We start from the raw sequence: 16,558 nt of genomic DNA on the forward strand, positions 1-16,558 counted from the left end.
TATGAATTTGATTTTTCCCCTCTGTGACAAGTCACATTTGTATGAGCATTGACCCTGTCTAACCCCTCCTTTTTTTCTGCAAAATCGTTTGTTTCACCGGTTCTCTAAGAAGAACTCTCCCACCTATCATCGGCTGATTCTACATGTTTTCCACCTTTTTCTATTATTTTACAAAATGTAAGCGCTTTTCTTTTTCATCAGAAATGAGTAAGCCGCCAATATGAAGAAAAGAAGGGACAAGAATCCGAACAAAGCAGCTCTCATTCTCATAACGTAAGAGTGTACAAGAATGGATAGCTAGAATGGAGGGCATCACATGTTTGGATTTTCGATGGTGCAAATGGTCAGAACACATGCTAGTAAACTGGATCAGCCTTTAAGAGAGACCGTCCTTCACCTTTATAAACCTTTTAAATGGACGCCATGCTTTCTTCATCGTTTCTTTGAAGGAAGATTAAAAAAGAGAAAGAAGCTTCGTGTAATTATTGAATTTAAGGAAGACGCGGTCGAAGCAGGAATTCAAAGCACAAAACAGCTCATGAAAAAAAGTAGAAAAACAAATATCAAACGGCACTTTTCACATATCGACTGCTGCGCTGCAGACCTAACACCGGCTGCTTTAGAGGAGCTGTTAGCAAATGGTGAGCATATTCGTAAAATTTATTTAGACCGGAAAGTTCATGCACTTCTGGATGTTGCTACACAAGCAAGTCACGCGGATGAAGTCATCCGAAACGGTACAGCCTTAACTGGGGAAGGCATTACGGTCGCTGTCATTGACACAGGAATTTATCCACATGAAGATTTAGAAGGAAGGATTCGCGATTTTGTGGACTTAGTCAAGCAAAAAACAAAGCCTTATGATGATAACGGGCATGGCACTCACTGCGCTGGAGATGTAGCTGGAGACGGAGCGGCCTCAGATGGCTTGTACAAAGGACCTGCTCCAAAAGCTCATTTAATTGGCGTAAAAGTGTTAAATAAACAAGGAGCTGGATCGCTTTCTACTATTATAGAAGGGGTTGAATGGTGCATTCAGTTCAATGAAGATCACCCTGATGATCCGATTCATATTATGAGTATGTCACTAGGCGGAGATGCTCAGCGTTATGATGACGAACAGGACGATCCGATGGTGCGTGCTGTCAATGCTGCTTGGGATCAAGGCATTGTAGTATGCGTCGCAGCCGGAAACTCTGGTCCTAACAGCCAAACGATTGCGAGCCCTGCCGTCAGTCAAAAAGTGATTACGGTTGGCGCTTTTGATGACCGGAATACACCAGAATCAAACGATGATATCGTGGCACCATTTTCAAGCAGAGGTCCTACTGTTTATGGTGAGACAAAGCCTGATATCCTTGCACCAGGAGTAAACATCGTCTCTCTCAGATCACCAAGATCCTTTCTAGATAAACTCGACAAATCAAGCAGAGTCGATGATGATTACACGACGTTATCTGGCACATCTATGGCAACACCGATTTGCGCTGGTATTTGTGCTCTTCTATTAGAGCATTCACCAGCTTTAACGCCCGATGAGGTCAAAACCCTGTTAAAAGAAAATACAAGCAAGTGGCCTGGGGATGACCCGATGATTTACGGAGCAGGTGCCATTGACGCAGAAAAAGCCATCAAAGAATAAATAAAAAAAGCCCTTTACGTTGATTCGTAAAGGGTGTTGTTTTTGTCTGTTATTACGTGTGAAGTCTTTCATCTACTTGATCAGCTGACATGTTATGCTTCGTTCTCATACATCTCATCTCCTTTTTGAATGTGCGTACGCGCTTCGATCACAATCTCAAAAAAAGTGGAGGATTCCTTGTACATGTCGCGTTCCTTATAATAATTAGCCGCATCAAGTGCTAATTCCTCTAAATCAGCAAACATTTTTTTGCTTCGCAGTCCAAATAGTGCCGATCTTAATTGCTCACAGCTGTCTTTTTCTATATAAAGCGCCTGCAAAAATTGGAATTTCAACTGATAAATTTCATCTTCCAATAAACAAGCCTCGTTCATTCCTTTACGTATAGCCTCACCCGCTCGCTCGATATCTCCGAGTTTAAACCAGGTAAGAGCAAGTGAAAATAATGATTTGATCATCGTGGATGCTTGATCTTTTTGATAAAGGGAAATGGCTTGTTCAAAAAAGACTGTCGCTGTATGGTACGTTCCCATACTATAATGACAAGCTCCTAAGTTATTAAGAGCCATCGCTTTAAAATAAGATGTGCACTTTTTCCGCTCCATCGCTTCACAGACCTTTAACGTTTTTTCTAAGTAAGGAAGCGCTTTTTGGTGCTGACTCACATCAATCCAATTACCTGCCATGACAAAATCACATTGAATGCTTCTTTTTCCATAAAGCTGATGTTTCTTATAAATGTCTCTCGCCTTTTTAGCATAGTGCATGGAGAAATAAGTTTGTTTCATATGATAGTATACTTCAGCGATTTTATAGTAAAATTCCGCTTTTTCAATCTCATCTGTCACTAAGATCAGTTGATGTTCCGCATGCTTGTAATAGGAAATGGCCTCGATGTATCGGCGCTGGATAAACGCATACATTCCATGAAAAAAATGAAAGTAATAGCCAAGTAAGCCTGTCATCTCATCTTCTCCATCTTCCATTTCTTTCGGAAAAGACACGGCTTGAAGTGTTTCACTCGCTGCATGAACTGGCGTTAAATGCTGAAGCATCAGTTGATGGCGAAAATCCATTAGAGAATAATATAGAAGTAAATCTTGATCTTCTTCCATCTCATGAATTTCTTCTTCAACAAGGCGCTTCATATCGTTTGCTTGTTCGACTTCAAATTTGCAAATATGCGTGTACCATTGATTGATCTTTACACCTACTTCGGAAGATGGTATTTTATGTGCCATCCACTTCAGCCCCATTCTATCATATCAAACTGATAACTATTATTTTACATAATTTATGTTTTTAAGGCAAATTGTAATTTATTGCATAATTTATGTTCATTTCGCATATTTCTATCTTTTTTACCAAGTTTAAACAGAGTACTTTTGCCCATCAAAACGATTTTTCTATGAAGATGGGTCAAATTCTCTTAATACTTCTTTTAAAGCACGGATATAACGTCTGAATGCTTTTTTCTTTCCTTTTCTCGTATCAAAATGGTCGAAAAAGGCCTCTCTCTGTGCCGTACTAATTTCTAGCTGAACGCTTTCACCACTTGCATTTCGATTATTAATGTTTTTAGGGTCTGTTCCTGAAAGCCGTTCGCCTTCTTGCACCATTTCTGCAGAAAATCCTCGATCTTTTAATTCTCGTACAACTGCTCTTTGCATTTTTTCATTTGTACCGCCAACTAACGTGTGCCTTTTATCACTTTTGTAGCCGTGGATGGAAATGGAGAAGGGGTACGTTTTAATCATTTGAACCAATATCGGTTCATCAAACTTGGTGCTTGTAATATGCAAATCACGATTATTCTCTTGTTTCGTTCCTTCAAACAAATACGTCGAGTACCTTTCTTGAAATGCTTCTACAATTTCACTTGTTCCTGGTTCAATTTCCCCTCCATGAGGAGAAAAGACGAGTAAATCACTTCCACCCTTTTCGTGAAATTCTATTTCATAGCCTTCTTTTTCATGCCTGATAAACTGTTTAAAGCTTTCATATTGATCCCCTTTTTTTCGCTCTTTTTGATACTTTTCTACCTCTTCTTGATGTTGCTTTTGCTCTTTTTTTTCTTGAACAGAATGGCCGCATTTCACCATTAAAAGAGCACATAGGATCAGAAAGATGAATCCACATATCAGTAGCCTTTTCATTTCACCGCTCCTTTTCATTCTCTAAGGTGTCATCTTATCGCATTATTTTACTATTAATGGCTAACAGAATTCAAAGGTTGTCCGGCTCATTTAAACGAATCAGGAGAACTTACCTGTTTTTTATGCCTCTCTAGGTATTTCTGACTTCTTTGAATCATTCGCTGCTTGAATAAAAACTGCATCGTATGACCTTATTTTAGATTTAGTTAAAATCACCTACAAAAATGGACATATTCTTCTGATTTCAAACAAAAAAAGCCGTAAACAAAAGGGATACCCTTCTGTTTACAGCCAATTACTGTATATCCATCATTAAACTCTTAGTTCATTCTCTAAAGCTGAAAGGACTTCATCTTGTGAAAGCCCTTGTGCAAGAGAAATTTCACTCACTAACATGCCTCGAGCATCTTCAAGCATCTTCTTTTCACTTGAATTTAATGCTTTCTTCTGATTTCGTCTCATCAGATCTTTGACAACGTCTGCACCATCTTCGATCGCACCTGTTTTTAGCTTTTTCATATTTTCATCATATCTTTGCTTCCAAGTAAGCGTGTCGTCGTTTGTTTCTTCTGCAAAATTGTTCATCACAACTTTCAGCGTTGCTTGATCTGCTACCTGACGTATACCTAGTTGATTGATTCTGCCTCTTGGGATCATCATCTGCATATTCGGCATTTGAATCAGAAAATATTCTTCCGTCTTACCTAAAATCTCTTTTTCTTCCATTCCTTCAATCACACCGGCACCATGCATAGGATAAACAATTTTATCACCTATTTGAAACAAATCCGCCACCTCCGAAAGTATTCACAATTTGATTATAACACATTTTATCGGCGGATAAAAATTTATATTCTATCATGTTATTTTAGCACTAGTCAATTCTTTTCATTTGAATTTTTCAGAAAAAGCCTTTTTTTACAAAAGATGCGCCACCATCCAGTCCCCTTGTCTTATTCGTGCATATACTAGCATTGAGTCACATTTAGGAGGGATGACAATGTGCAAATGCAAGTGCAAACATTCCCACTCAAACTGTTATAAAGAGCATGACGATCATCGCCATGTTGATCCATGTAAAGAAAAGAAGTCTTATCATAAAAAAGATGATTGGTTTGAGAGCGATTTCTGGGATACTTCTAGAAGCTACGATCCCTATTACTATCCTAAAAGTGTCTGTAGCAGCTGTAAGAAGCGTCGCAGAAGAAGACACAGCATCTCATTTTAGCACCTGACGCTTTCACCTGCTTTTTGTTTTCCCGGCTGAAAAGCCGGTTTTTTTCATATGGATAGGCTCATGAAACGGATCATGCTCATAGGATATGGCAACCTGACATAAAGGATGAGATATCAAATGAACAATATGAATAGCCAAATGAATCATCATCACGAAGGAAATCCGTACCATTCGTTTGAGAATGTGTATACAGCCAATCATGAGCATGTGGTCGCTCCAAACATGCATGATCATATGAATATGCCAAACCATTATCATGGTAAAAAAGATAAGTACAGCGGACATTATCCGCATCATCATTCAGCCTATCCGTCTTTTCCAAATCAGCATGACCCCTTTTCATCACATGTTCCAATGAAAGATCACCATCATCATGGCCACTATGGTGGATATGGAATGATGCCATATCATCCATACGGATATCAAGATATGCAAATGATGATGCCGAATCAACAAATGCCAGGCTTTGGTTACGGAATGAACCAACCAAATGCACATTTCCCCCGTTATTATTAAGAAAAATGACAAAATAAGGGTACAATATACCATTTAATACCATGTAGGGATATGGTAACATTATAGGTAAATAATGGATTTAATCGTCTATTATTTACCTATAATCAACAAGGGGGAATGAAGAAATGAAAAAAACATGGACAATGATCATGATGGGGATGCTGACACTGGTCATGGCACTATCGGTACCGATTGCCGCATCCGCTGAAGGAGCCACAGAGGAAGGCAAAGCATCAACAAATGCCAGACCAGCAGAACTTTATGCGAAAATTACAGGTACAAGTAAGCAGGAATGGTCTTTTTCTGACATTGAGCTAACATACCGCCCAAATTCTGTGTTAAGTATCGGTGCCATTGAGTTCACATTACCTGCAGGCTTTCAAGCGACAACAAAAGACATCTTCAACGGAAAAGCATTAAAAGACAGCTACATTTTGAACAGTGGAAAAACTGTCCGCATTCCAGCTAGAATCGATTTATTAGGAATCTCACAATATAAATTACAACTTTCACATAAAGTACTTCCTGCTGCAGGTACATACACGTTCCGCGCAGAAAACCGTGCGCTTAGCATTGGTTCTAAATTTTATGCAGAGGACACCCTTGATATTCAAACACGACCAGTTGTGGTCACACCGCCAGATCCGTGTGGATGCTAAATAAAAAAGCGCTCTAATAAGAGCGCTTCAGCGTGTAGACAAACCCTCGCATTCGGTGTCAGGTCTGCGCTCCGGTACTCGTCCTTCCTAGGGCTGCAAAGGCTTTCTATCACGCTGAAAAGAAGACAAAGGGCTAAAATGATTTTTATTTTAGCCCTTTGTCTTCTTTTTATTTGATCACATGACCCGTTTAAACATTTTCTCCATTTCATATGTCGAGTGATGAATGATAATCGGCCGGCCGTGCGGACAAGTGAAAGGGTCCTTTGTCTGCCTGAGTTCATCTAATAGTGCTTTGATTTCATCATTTCGCAAATGACGATTTGCTTTGATAGAGCCTTTGCAGCTCATCATGATTGCCGCTTCTTCTCTTAATTTTTTGATATCTACACGTTTCTCATCCAGCACTTGCTCTATAATCTCTTCGATCAGTTCAGCCTCTTCCCCTTTTGGAAACCACTGCGGATGCGACCGAACAATGTAGCTCCCTGAACCGAAAGGCTCTAAGAAGACACCCACTTTCGTTAGTATTTCTTTATGCTCCTCAATAATCAGCATATCGTTTTTCGAGTAGTGGAATGTTAATGGAACGAGCATTTCTTGCACTTCCTGTTTGATCTCTCCTACTTTCTCACGATAATACTCATACTTGATTCGCTCCTGGGCCGCATGCTGATCGATAATATAAAGTCCACGTTCATTTTGAGCCAAAATATATGTGCCGTGCATTTGCCCGATGGGATACATGACTGGAACACGTTCGTTTTCTGAAATGGTTTCTGCAGCATCTTCTCTAAGTTCTGACTCTTCATATTCAAGAGAAGCGGCGGATTCCTCTACATGAACACGCTCAGATGGAGCATCTTCATTAAATACGGGTGATGATGCACCTGTCATTTCCTGCGTAGGCGTCCCGTATGTGCTCATCTGATTCGTCTCGTATACAACCGATTCGAAAGGCTCCGGCTGATAGGATAGCGATGTTTTCGCCTCGTTTGTGTTTCCTTTTTTCGCATCAAAGGTTAAGGATTGCTGCTCATTTTTGATCGCTGGCATTGGTGCTTTCTTTGGCACCGAAGCACTTGGAATGAGCTGCTGCTTTTGAAATACTTCCTTAATTCCTTGTTTGATTAGCTCATGAAGTTCCTGCTCTTTACTAAGTCTCACTTCAAGCTTCGAAGGATGAACGTTCACATCCACTAAAATGGGGTCCATCTTCATCTCAATAAATGTAATCGGGTGGCGGCCAATCGGTAGCAGCGTGTGATACCCTTCATGGACCGCTTTCACGAGAGGAAAATGTTTGACATATCTGCCGTTTACAACAGAAGACATATAATTCCGTGATGCCCTTGTCACTTCTGGCAAGGAGATATATCCTTTCACTTCAAAATCAAGTGATTGCACATGAAGTGGCACCATTTTTTTCGCAACAGCTGTCCCGTAAATGGCCGCAAGCACATGCCGCACATCCCCGTTTCCATTCGTCTGAAGCAGGACTTTTCCTTGGTGACGCAAGCGAATCGATACTTCTGGGTGAGCCAGCGCAATTCGATTGACGACATCTGATATATTGCCAAGCTCCGTATGAACGGTTTTCATGTATTTTAGGCGGGCCGGTGTATTGTAAAATAAGTTGGTAACGACGATCTCGGTACCGCGGCGACTAGAGGTTTTTTTTTCTGAAATGATCTTTCCGCCTTGCAGCACCAGGTGCGTTCCAGCTCCTTCACCAGTACTTGTTTTCATTTCTAGATGAGAGACAGATGCGATACTTGGCAGTGCCTCTCCCCTGAATCCGAGCGTTCTGACACGGAATAGATCATTTTCATCTTTGATTTTACTCGTTGCATGGCGCTGAAAGGCGAGCTTACAATCTTCAGCATCGATTCCAACACCATTATCAATCATTCTAATAGAGGAAAGACCTGCTTCTTCTACATCGATTTCAATCACTGTACTACTTGCATCGATTGCATTTTCCATAAGCTCTTTTACGACAGAAGCTGGACGCTCGACTACTTCACCTGCAGCAATTTTATTGGATAGGTCATCGGATAACTGAATAATCTTTGCCATTTTGCTCACCTCACCTTACATGATAATTTCTTTTGCAATTCATATAGCTTAGTCATCGCTTCGAGCGGAGTCATATCCATTAGATTGAATGACTTTAATTCCTCGATCACCGCTTGATCTTTCTGTTTTAGAACTGGTTTGGTTTGCGGTTTTTCTTCTACTTCAAAGAAAGAAAGCTGCTGTTTTTCCTCGGCCTTTTCTGTTTTTGGAGTTGCAGATACGTGCGGGGTCACTTCATGTGATCCGCTCTCAAGCTCCGTCAAAATGGTCTGGGCCCTATCGATGATCGCATCAGGCAATTCAGCAAGCTGCGCTACATGAATACCATAGCTTTTATCAGCTGCACCCTCTTTGATTTGATGTAAGAAAACGACCGTGCCTTCATGCTCTTCAGCACGTACATGAACATTTTTCAGCTCGCTTAATTGAGATTCAAGAACTGTCAGCTCGTGATAATGTGTGGAAAAAAGCGTTTTGGCACCAATATGATCGTGAACAAATTCAATGATCGCCTGCGCAAGAGCCATTCCATCATAGGTGCTTGTCCCGCGTCCAATTTCATCAAATAAAATCAAGCTGTTTTTCGTTGCATGCACCATTGCATTTTTTGCTTCGAGCATCTCTACCATAAAAGTACTCTGACCAGAAATCAAATCATCTGCCGCCCCAATGCGTGTAAAGATTTGGTCAAAGATCGGAAGAGTTGCCTTCGATGCCGGCACAAAGCAGCCAATTTGCGCAAGAATGGAGATAAGCGCCATTTGTCTCATATACGTACTTTTCCCTGACATATTTGGTCCAGTAATGAGTAAGGTTTGCCGGCCATTTCCCATATGGCAGTCATTCGGTACATACTCCTGGTGATCCATCACTTTTTCAACGACTGGGTGACGACCATCTATGACATCCACCTCATCCTCTGAGAATTCAGGACGGATATAACGGCGTTTTTCACTGACAGTCGCAAAGCATTGAAGCGCATCCAGCTCACTCATTTGTTTTGCAAGCAGCTGTAATCTCGGAATATAACCTTTCACTTGCTCCCTGAGAGCTGTAAATAGTTCATATTCCAATTCGTTAATATTTGATTCTGCTTCAAGTATCAGTGCTTCTTTTTCTTTTAATTCAGGTGTGATATACCGCTCTGCATTGGCAAGCGTTTGTTTTCTTTCATAACGGCCTTCCTCCAGCAGATGTGTATTTGCGCGTGTCACTTCGATATAATAACCAAACACTTTATTAAACCCGACTTTTAAGGAGCGAATGCCGGTATATTCTCTTTCCTGCTGTTCAAGACGTGCAATCCAGTCCTTTCCGTTTCGGCTGGCATCACGGTATTCATCTAATTTTGCATTGTAGCCATCTTTAATCAAATTGCCTTCTTTTATCGTCATCGGCGGATTTTCATAAAGTGCATCTTCTAATAAATTAAGCAAGTCGCCACAAGGATCAATCTCATTCGCTCTTGATTTTGCCATTTCCTCTGGCAGTGAGTGCACAAGCTCTTTAATGGCTGGTACTTGTTTTAAGGATTCCTTTAACTGAATGAGATCACGGGCATTTACGTTGCCAAATGCGACGCGGCCCGCTAAACGTTCGAGATCATATACTTGCTTTAACCGTTCACGCAGATCCTCTCGTTCAAAGAGATGGTCCATGAGAATTTGCACCATTTCCTGGCGTTCTTTAATGTGCGAAAGCCGAATTAACGGCCGGTCGATCCATTGCTTGAGCAGCCTTCCACCCATCGCTGTTTTTGTTTCATCTAACAGCCATAACAAAGAGCCCTTCTTGCTTTTTGAGCGGATCGTCTCTGTTAATTCAAGATTTCGTTTTGAGTAAAGATCAATTTTCATTGTTTGTTCGAGCTCAAACACTTGAACTTGCTGAAGGTGATCGAGACTTCTTTTTTGCGTTCTTCTTAAATAAGCATATAATGTCAAAAAGGCCGATCTTAGTTGCTCGCTCAAGCGGGACACGAGCCGCTCAGCTTCATCGATCAATTCATCACTATCTTCGTATGAAATGGTCGCTTGGCACCGATCCTTTAAGGTCTTGACTGTTTCCTCATCCAGCTGCTTTGACACCACAATTTCTTTTGCACCGACAGAATAAATTTCAGACACGACTTCATCTAATCGATCAATGAAAGCCGCCATGTTTTCACCAGTAGATAAATCGGAAAGTGCAAGTCCATATCCACTTTCAAATTTTGTCACAGAGGCAATGAAGTTGTTTTCATTTTCACTTAAGCCTTTACCATCCATCACCGTACCTGGTGTAATAAGTTGAACGACTTCTCTTTTGACCACACCTTTTGCCGTTTTAGGATCTTCCACCTGCTCACAAATCGCGACCTTGTAGCCTTTTGAAATCAATTGTTCTATGTATGCAGAAGCAGAATGATAAGGAACACCGCACATTGGTATGGTCCCGCCATCTCTGCTTGTTAGCGTGATTTCTAATTCTTGTGACGCTTCTTTTGCGTCATCAAAAAACATTTCATAAAAATCGCCTAAGCGAAAAAATAAAAAGGCATCTTGATACTCTGCCTTGATTTTTAAATATTGCTGTATCATGGGCGTATAACTTGCCATATTTCTAATCCCTCACTATATTACATTCGAATTCATACTATCTTTCATTATAGCATAAAAAATCACCTTTTTTCTCCTAGATAGGACACAAAAAAACTAGGGGGATATGCGCCCTAGTCATCAATTACTCTTCTGGATCACCCGCTAGGAATTCTGGATGAATATCCTCTAACTCCTCATCCACCTCTTCTTCCCACTCATGATCATCTTTTTCTTTCCAGCTTGAATTGACCTCTACAACAATTTTTGTTTCTCCTACCACTTCAGCAATGAACTCCCGCTCTGCTTGAACGATAATTTTATTGCCGTTTGGAGAAATGGTCACTTCTAAGCAATTCGGCTGCTGCAGCACTTTTGCAATCACTTCGTGCTCATCATCAAGGAAATTTTTATCTTTATATCTCAGTTTGATGATGTCTACATATTTCACCCGTTCTGTGACGACTTCTGTTTTTGTGTTATCAGCGTAAGAATACCATACGTTAATATCAAAGGTTCCTTCAATCTCAACAGTTTTACCGACCTTTTCAGCATCATACTTATGATTAATGATCCAACCACCTAGGATGCTGGTTGGTTTTTGCGATGGAGAAATGGTGTGTGTGCTTTGGGTGAATTTCCTCCCTTTTGCAACCACCGCTTTTGTAATAATTTCTCTGTATTCAGACATTCCGGCATGCCTCCTTGTTCTTGATCGTTTTATCTTATGCTGGGCATTCGTCTAGTGTGTCACGATTTTGAACTTCATGTTCAATTAAATTCATTTCTGTTTCAGTGTATGCATGGTCGCCCATAAACTTGCCTTGAAAATTGGAAAAGTTGGAGAGTGAGAGATTGGGGTTGACTGTAATGGTGTCATTTGATGTAATAAAGATAGTAGCCCTTCTTTATATAAGGAGGAGATCTTATGAAACAATTTAATATTATAATAAACATTTTTGGATTAAGCATTGAGCTTCAATTCAAATCTTTTAATCTGTAAAATCAATTAATTTTTAGTTTATAACGTATCACTATAATATTTTGAATAAATAAATCAATACATTTTTTACGAAATACAGGGCTACTGCATCAACATTTTGTTGTTGATGCAGTAGCAAAATACAAATTACATATATTCTATATAATAAAAACCCCGCATTTGCGGGGTTTTCTCATTTAATGGAGCAACTTGGTGATGAGTTTTTCACTTTTGAACCGGTTTCTCCTAATAAGAGGTCACCGCCGGTTGAAAGAATAATTTCATCTGTTACTTGATTAGAAATCGTATGCGCTACGAGCTGAAGCAGGGAATTGACTACCACTTGTGATTCTTTGAATTCTTGAATCACTGGGATTTCATCCAGTTCTTCTTGCAGGGCATCGATTTTTTCTTCCACTTGCTTTAAGGCTTCATGTTTGCCGTAATGCTTTAAATTCACAGCTTGTTTTTGAAGCGCCTTAATTTGGTTAACAATCGTTGAAATTTTTGTATTTTCATTGATTTGCGCTTCTGCTTTCTTGAAGAAATCAACTTCTTCTGTTTCAGAAATCATTTTAGCGAGCTCTCTTGCGCGCTCGACAATCTCTTTTTTTGAATAAAGTGTCATTTTAATTCACCTCGATAGCTTCTCCAACCATTTCTCCGTCAAGAGACCAAGTTTTGGCTTGTGTGATTTTCACTTTGACGATGTTGCCAATCGCTTCTTTTGGTGCTTTAAAATTCACAAGCTTGCTTTTACTTGTATATCCGGCTAGGATTTCAGGGTTGTTTTTACTTTCACCCTCTACTAATACTTCGACAGTCTGCCCTTCATATTCCTTCATTTTTTTCGCAGAAATTTCATTCACGAGGGCATTCAGGCGCTGCAGACGTTCTTTTTTCACATGCATTGGCACGTTGTCTTGCATTTTCGCTGCTGGTGTTCCTTCTCTTGGAGAGTAAATGAACGTATAAGCAGCATCAAACTCAACCTCGCGATAGAGGGAAAGTGTTTCTTCAAATTGCTCATCTGTCTCATTTGGGAACCCAACAATAATATCCGTTGTTAATGAAGCATTTGGCATCGCTTCTTTGATTTTGCGTACAAGTTCAAGGTAACGTTCACGGTCATATTTTCTCGCCATAAGCTTCAAGACAGAAGAACTGCCGGATTGAACTGGCAAATGAATATGATCGAGAAGGTTCCCACCCTTAGCAAGCACTTCAATTAAGTGATCGTCAAAGTCACGTGGGTGGCTTGTTGTAAAACGGATACGCGGAATATCGATTTTACGCAGCTCATCCATCAAGTGTCCAAGACCATATTCCATGTCTTCAAAATCTTTTCCATACGCATTCACGTTTTGACCAAGAAGGGTAATTTCCTTATATCCTTCTGCCGCTAAACGTCTGACCTCTTGAATAATTTCATCAGGGCGGCGGCTTCTTTCTTTACCGCGCGTGTAAGGGACGATACAGTATGTACAGAATTTATCACAACCGTACATAATATTCACCCAGCCCTTAATTTTTCCTTGGCGGGCTCTCGGAAGGTTTTCAATGACATCGCCTTCTTTTGACCAAACCTCAATGACCATTTCTTTTGAAAGATAGCATTCAGATAACAGCTCTGGCAAGCGGTGAATGTTGTGTGTACCGAAAATCAAATCAACAAATGGATGTTTCTTCAAAATACGGTTGACGACAGATTCCTCTTGCGACATACATCCGCAGACACCTAAAATTAAATCTGGCTTTTCACGCTTTAATGCTTTTAAATGACCAAGCTCTCCGAACACTTTGTTTTCGGCATTCTCACGAATTGCACAAGTGTTTAATAAGATGACATTTGCATCTTCCGTTGAGTTTGTCGGTTCATAACCAAGCGCCATAAAAATACCAGCCATCACTTCTGTGTCATGCTCATTCATTTGACAGCCATATGTGCGAATATAAAACTTGCGCCCGTTTCCTAACCCTTGAAAACGCTCGTCAATTTGAAATTGATTGTATTCGACTTCTTCTTTACCCCGTTTTTTTGCATCTTTTAAAGAAGGCGGAATGTACACAGCTTCAAAATACTGGCTGTAGTCCTTCTCGGATTTTTTGTCCGATGAACTTACTTGTCCGCTCGCTTTTCTCTGCTCTTCATTCATGAATTTGTACTCCTTTCAAACCAAGCTCCACCCTACAGTATAGACTATTTTGTCGTGAATTGAAAATAAATTCATATACAGTCTTTCTATAAAAAATGGCTATTCATCAAGAAGGTCACAGCCAATCTCTTTATTAAAAAAAGAGAGCCCGCGCTCTCTCAATCAAGTATGTTTAGTTTTTTTGCTTCTTCTTCGATGATCGTCAGTGCACGGTCTAGTTCTTCTTTTGTGTGCTCGGCTGTGATGATGGCTCTAATTCTCGCTTTTCCTTTTGCCACAGTTGGGAAGGCGATGCCTTGAGCAAACACGCCTCGTTCTATTAAAACCTTTGAAAAGCGAAAAGTAAGGGCTTCGTCTCCAATCATGATGGGGATAATTGGTGTCTCTGTCGGTGCAACTTGAAACCCAAGACTGACGACCTTTTCTTTGAAATAGGCGGCGTTTTCCCAAAGTGTATCGATTCGCTCCGGTTCATCTAACAGCACTTCAATCGCTTCTTCACACGCTCTAGTCACAGCTGGCGGATGTGAGGTGCTGAATAAAAACGGTCTTGCTTTATGCTTTAAATAATCAATTAAAACGGCTGAACCCGCTACATAGCCGCCAAGGACTCCGACAGCCTTACTAAGTGTCCCAACCTGAATGTGCACTCTGCCGTCGAGTTTAAAATGGTTGACTGTCCCGCGGCCATTTTTACCAAGCACGCCCGAGGCATGCGCATCGTCTACCATCACAAATGCATCATATGCTTCTGCGAGCCTGACAATCTCAGGAAGTGGCGCAATATCTCCATCCATTGAGAACACACCGTCTGTGACGATGAGACGCACGCGGTAATTCATAGATTTCTTTAAAATTTTCTCAAGCTCTTCCATATTGGAATGACCGTATACTTTTTTATCTGCTTTTGTTAACCGGATGCCGTCAATGATTGAGGCATGATTCAGTTCATCTGAAATCACAATATCATCTTTTGTCAGGATACTTGATAAGACCCCTTGATTGGTCGTAAAGCCTGATTGGAACACAAGGGTTGCCTCGGTCTTTTTAAATGCAGCGAGCTTTTTTTCAAGACGTTCGTGCATCGTCATTGTGCCAGCGATGGTTCGAACAGACCCCGTACCAGCACCGAATTCATCAATGGCCTCTTTTGCCACTTTCATCAGCCTTGGATGTGAGGTGAGGCCTAAGTAGTTATTTGAGGAGAGCTGTATGACCGATTGTTCATTTAATGTCACAGTGGATGATTGTTTTGAGTCAATCTCTTTCAATGTTTGGTGGATGCCTTGCTGCTTCATTGTTTCCAGTTCATTTTGTAAATACGTGAATTCTTTCATCATTTCTTCCCCCTTTGGTTTGATGGCATTATCAGTACGACTTTTCCGCACGTACCATTTCTCATGAGTTCAAATCCCTTTTCGAACTGTTCAAATGGCAGCGTATGGGTGATAACTGGCTGGACATCGATGGTATTCGTTCTTAATAGCTCAGATACTTGACGCCACGTCTCAAACATTTTTCTCCCCGTGATTCCTTGCACGGTTAATCCCCTAAAAACAATTTGATTCGTAATGTCAATGGTCACTGGTCGTTCTGGCAAGCTTAGTATATTGACTTTACCTCCATTTGCACACGCTTCGAGAGCTTGATTAATGGCAACTGGATGTCCTGACATCTCGCATACCACATCTGCCCCTTCCATCCGTGTGAACTGCTTAATCACCTCAACAGGATCATCTTTTCCAATATCCACGATATGGTCTGCCCCCATTTTCTGGGCAATATCCAGCCTGTATTCGTTTTGATCGACAGCAAACACTTGGACAGCACCGGAAGCTTTCGAGACGGCGATCGCCATTAAACCGATTGGTCCGCAGCCAAAAATCGCCACTGACTTACCTGAAACAGGTGTGTGCAGCACTGTATGAACCGCATTTCCAAGCGGCTCTTGGATAGACGCAAGCTCTACTGGCATATGAGCTGGATTGTGCCACACATTTTGTTCAGGTACTTTGACATATTCAGCAAAACAGCCGTCAATGTCTACCCCTAAAATTTTCGTTTCACTGCACAAATGCTGCTGCCCAGTTAAACACATAGAGCACTGATTACATACAACATGTGTCTCTGCCGATACAAAATCCCCTACTTTTGCTCGTGAGACTTGGTTCCCCGTTTTGACAACTTCCCCTGTAAATTCATGTCCAAAAATGTAGGGCGCTTTCACTCTTCCCTTTGCCCAGTCATCCCAATTATAAATATGCACGTCTGTTCCGCATATCGATGTGGCTTTTACCTGAATCAATACTTCATGATCATTGATTTCTGGAATCGGCATCTCCATCAGCACCGCTCCGTAAGCGCTTTCTTTTTTAACAATCGCTTTCATCGTTCCACACATGACGTACAACCCCTTTGTTAAAAAACTTCTCCCAATGAGATTTTAACACGTCTTTTTTTCGTCGTAAATACCACTGTCCTCCACAAAAATACAAATGAACACTCCACATATTTTTTTGGATATTTTTCTAAAAAAAAAAGCAAATCCCCGTAGA

13 protein-coding genes are annotated in these 16,558 nt (G+C 40.8%); 3 read left to right on the forward strand and 10 right to left on the reverse strand.

What is annotated here, in order from left to right:
- Nucleotides 1-316 precede the first annotated feature (316 nt).
- A complete protein-coding gene (locus tag MHI11_RS11125) occupies nt 317-1,642 on the forward strand; it encodes a S8 family peptidase (RefSeq protein ID WP_340961085.1) in 1,326 nt (441 codons plus the stop codon).
- A 92-nt stretch (nt 1,643-1,734) separates the two neighbouring features.
- Here the strand turns inward: MHI11_RS11125 and MHI11_RS11130 are convergent, their stop codons facing one another.
- The 3 genes from MHI11_RS11130 to MHI11_RS11140 all read right to left on the reverse strand — a co-directional run bounded on the left by MHI11_RS11130 (nt 1,735) and on the right by MHI11_RS11140 (nt 4,584).
- Nucleotides 1,735-2,883, reverse strand: coding sequence for a Rap family tetratricopeptide repeat protein (locus tag MHI11_RS11130; protein ID WP_044141849.1), 1,149 nt, complete (start codon nt 2,881-2,883; stop codon nt 1,735-1,737).
- A 165-nt stretch (nt 2,884-3,048) separates the two neighbouring features.
- Nucleotides 3,049-3,798: a poly-gamma-glutamate hydrolase family protein gene (locus tag MHI11_RS11135; protein WP_340961086.1), complete on the reverse strand. Its 750-nt coding sequence runs from the start codon at nt 3,796-3,798 to the stop codon at nt 3,049-3,051.
- A 312-nt stretch (nt 3,799-4,110) separates the two neighbouring features.
- The gene (locus MHI11_RS11140) at nt 4,111-4,584 is read right to left on the reverse strand and encodes a CarD family transcriptional regulator (RefSeq protein WP_044141851.1); all 474 of its coding nucleotides are present in this window, start codon (nt 4,582-4,584) and stop codon (nt 4,111-4,113) included.
- Between the two features lie 568 nt (nt 4,585-5,152).
- Between MHI11_RS11140 and MHI11_RS11145 the strand changes: the two genes are divergently transcribed.
- Both MHI11_RS11145 and bslA read left to right on the forward strand, forming a co-directional pair.
- A complete protein-coding gene (locus MHI11_RS11145) occupies nt 5,153-5,551 on the forward strand; it encodes a hypothetical protein (protein ID WP_340961087.1) in 399 nt (132 codons plus the stop codon).
- A 125-nt stretch (nt 5,552-5,676) separates the two neighbouring features.
- The gene (gene bslA / locus MHI11_RS11150; RefSeq protein WP_044141854.1) at nt 5,677-6,210 is read left to right on the forward strand and encodes a biofilm surface layer hydrophobin BslA; all 534 of its coding nucleotides are present in this window, start codon (nt 5,677-5,679) and stop codon (nt 6,208-6,210) included.
- A 177-nt stretch (nt 6,211-6,387) separates the two neighbouring features.
- Here the strand turns inward: bslA and mutL are convergent, their stop codons facing one another.
- The 7 genes from mutL to tdh all read right to left on the reverse strand — a co-directional run bounded on the left by mutL (nt 6,388) and on the right by tdh (nt 16,404).
- The gene (gene mutL / locus MHI11_RS11155; RefSeq protein WP_106067495.1) at nt 6,388-8,289 is read right to left on the reverse strand and encodes a DNA mismatch repair endonuclease MutL; all 1,902 of its coding nucleotides are present in this window, start codon (nt 8,287-8,289) and stop codon (nt 6,388-6,390) included.
- Nucleotides 8,290-8,294: 5 nt separating this feature from the next.
- Entirely contained in the window at nt 8,295-10,886 is a 2,592-nt protein-coding gene (gene mutS, locus MHI11_RS11160) for a DNA mismatch repair protein MutS (protein WP_340961088.1), read from the reverse strand.
- Between the two features lie 124 nt (nt 10,887-11,010).
- Nucleotides 11,011-11,556, reverse strand: coding sequence for an outer spore coat protein CotE (cotE, locus tag MHI11_RS11165; protein WP_003212450.1), 546 nt, complete (start codon nt 11,554-11,556; stop codon nt 11,011-11,013).
- A gap of 484 nt (nt 11,557-12,040) precedes the next feature.
- On the reverse strand, nt 12,041-12,475 hold the full coding sequence (locus MHI11_RS11170; protein WP_340961089.1) for a RicAFT regulatory complex protein RicA family protein: 435 nt from the start codon (nt 12,473-12,475) through the stop codon (nt 12,041-12,043).
- A 1-nt stretch (nt 12,476) separates the two neighbouring features.
- Nucleotides 12,477-14,003 carry a tRNA (N6-isopentenyl adenosine(37)-C2)-methylthiotransferase MiaB gene (miaB, locus tag MHI11_RS11175; RefSeq protein WP_044141857.1) on the reverse strand — a complete coding sequence of 509 codons (1,527 nt, stop codon included), beginning with the start codon at nt 14,001-14,003 and terminating at the stop codon, nt 12,477-12,479.
- Nucleotides 14,004-14,161: 158 nt separating this feature from the next.
- The gene (locus tag MHI11_RS11180) at nt 14,162-15,340 is read right to left on the reverse strand and encodes a glycine C-acetyltransferase (protein WP_340961090.1); all 1,179 of its coding nucleotides are present in this window, start codon (nt 15,338-15,340) and stop codon (nt 14,162-14,164) included.
- Nucleotides 15,340-16,404 carry an L-threonine 3-dehydrogenase gene (gene tdh, locus MHI11_RS11185; protein WP_340961091.1) on the reverse strand — a complete coding sequence of 355 codons (1,065 nt, stop codon included), beginning with the start codon at nt 16,402-16,404 and terminating at the stop codon, nt 15,340-15,342. Before tdh ends, MHI11_RS11180 begins: the two co-directional genes overlap by 1 nt.
- Between the last annotated feature and the right edge of the window lie 154 nt (nt 16,405-16,558).

The sequence above is a fragment of the Bacillus sp. FSL K6-3312 genome (assembly GCF_038007485.1).
GTDB lineage: Bacteria > Bacillota > Bacilli > Bacillales > Bacillaceae > Bacillus > Bacillus pumilus.

What these genes read in the sequence shown, in the direction of transcription:
- miaB (WP_044141857.1), bottom strand. Translation starts at nt 14,003, where the DNA reads ATGAATGAAGAGCAGAGAAAAGCGAGCGGACAAGTAAGTTCATCGGAC.
- mutL (WP_106067495.1), bottom strand. Translation starts at nt 8,289, where the DNA reads ATGGCAAAGATTATTCAGTTATCCGATGACCTATCCAATAAAATTGCT.
- MHI11_RS11135 (WP_340961086.1), bottom strand. Translation starts at nt 3,798, where the DNA reads ATGAAAAGGCTACTGATATGTGGATTCATCTTTCTGATCCTATGTGCT.
- tdh (WP_340961091.1), bottom strand. Translation starts at nt 16,404, where the DNA reads ATGTGTGGAACGATGAAAGCGATTGTTAAAAAAGAAAGCGCTTACGGA.
- MHI11_RS11130 (WP_044141849.1), bottom strand. Translation starts at nt 2,883, where the DNA reads ATGGCACATAAAATACCATCTTCCGAAGTAGGTGTAAAGATCAATCAA.
- mutS (WP_340961088.1), bottom strand. Translation starts at nt 10,886, where the DNA reads ATGGCAAGTTATACGCCCATGATACAGCAATATTTAAAAATCAAGGCA.
- MHI11_RS11180 (WP_340961090.1), bottom strand. Translation starts at nt 15,340, where the DNA reads ATGAAAGAATTCACGTATTTACAAAATGAACTGGAAACAATGAAGCAG.
- cotE (WP_003212450.1), bottom strand. Translation starts at nt 11,556, where the DNA reads ATGTCTGAATACAGAGAAATTATTACAAAAGCGGTGGTTGCAAAAGGG.
- MHI11_RS11145 (WP_340961087.1), top strand. Translation starts at nt 5,153, where the DNA reads ATGAACAATATGAATAGCCAAATGAATCATCATCACGAAGGAAATCCG.
- MHI11_RS11125 (WP_340961085.1), top strand. Translation starts at nt 317, where the DNA reads ATGTTTGGATTTTCGATGGTGCAAATGGTCAGAACACATGCTAGTAAA.
- bslA (WP_044141854.1), top strand. Translation starts at nt 5,677, where the DNA reads ATGAAAAAAACATGGACAATGATCATGATGGGGATGCTGACACTGGTC.
- MHI11_RS11170 (WP_340961089.1), bottom strand. Translation starts at nt 12,475, where the DNA reads ATGACACTTTATTCAAAAAAAGAGATTGTCGAGCGCGCAAGAGAGCTC.